Origin of the sequence: Siccirubricoccus deserti (assembly GCF_014283215.1) — a bacterium.
In the GTDB taxonomy this organism is placed as follows: domain Bacteria; phylum Pseudomonadota; class Alphaproteobacteria; order Acetobacterales; family Acetobacteraceae; genus Siccirubricoccus; species Siccirubricoccus deserti.
In genome coordinates this window covers 1-1,179 of sequence record NZ_JACOMF010000226.1, presented here as the reverse complement: position 1 = coordinate 1,179, position 1,179 = coordinate 1, and the positions used below count along the sequence as shown (strand labels likewise).

Annotated in this window: 1 protein-coding gene; it reads right to left on the bottom strand. The window is 66.4% G+C overall.

Going from position 1 to position 1,179, the window contains the following annotated elements:
* Positions 1-708 precede the first annotated feature (708 nt).
* The coding region (locus H7965_RS29965) for a hypothetical protein (protein ID WP_456308222.1) at positions 709-1,179 on the bottom strand (471 nt) is incomplete at its 5' end.

Sequence of the window (1,179 nt, the reverse complement as noted above, 5' to 3'; positions counted from 1 at the left end):
CAGCTTCTGGGATTACCTCGGCGCCAGGCTCGGCATCCCAGGCCAAGCCAGCATCCCGTACTTGCCCGACTTGGTCCGGCAGCGCTGCCAGCCCGCCTGACCACCACAGGTTTTGCCCCTCTTACGACAGTCAAGCCTAAGCTACGGAAACCGCGCGAATCTTTTAGCGGAAAGAGATCCTGCAGGCGCCGTCCATACGACCGCTCGCCGCGCCGATGGGGAGCGAAAACGCGGACGTCGAGACTGATGAACTCGGCACCGGAAATAGGTGGTCTACAACCATCGCCGATGCCGCGGCGATTGCTGCCACCGCAGCATCACGCCGCGCATTGCCCAACGCGGCATCGAAGGCCGCGACCGCCCCGGCCGACACCGCTGGAAGTCGAGCGGACGCATGCCTGGTTCGGCGGCGTGCGCCGCCTCGTCACTCGCTACGAGCGGCGCAACGAAATCCATCTCAGCCTCAACCTGCTCGCCATGTGCGTCATCACACACAGACAGTGGCAAAGGTTGACTTAGCTCGAGTTTGGCCATTTAGGCGGCGTGGCAGAGGGCGTAGGCGATGCCCTCGCGGAGGGCAGGCGGGAGTTTCGTAGCGTCGGGGGAGTGGCGGGACAGCGCAAAACCCTGCTCACTCCAGATCTCCCGCCGCACGGCGGCAAGGCTGTCGGCAAAGGTCGGCCGCTGCTTGTGGTACCAGGCGCTGGCCTAGACGCGGAGCTGGGCACGGCTGGTGAGGCGCGCCGCCATCAGGGTGACGACCGAGAACAGGTCGAGCAGACAGGGTGTGGTGCGGGCGATCGCCTTGTCTGACCACTGCCGCTGCGTCTCGACACCGAGGTGGTCGCGGACCTCTCGGAATGTGACCTCGAGCTGCCAGCGCTGGACGAACCAGCGGACGATCTGCAGCGGCTCCTCCGCTGCGTTGGTGCAAAGCAGCGCCTGTGGGTCGAACCGCTGGCCGGGGTCGCGCAGCAGCACCCAGCGGATCGGCACGACCGGCATGCCGGCATGGCGCCAGACGGCGGTGTCGGAGCAGATCTCCACAATGCGCTCGCCTTCGCCATACCATCCGGGCACGGTCAGGCGCTGCCACCGAGTGGTCTTGTCCGTCAGCACTTCGGCCAGGGTCGGCAGGCGCTCACCTTTGGTTCGGGGACGCCCGATGGTACCGGGCTG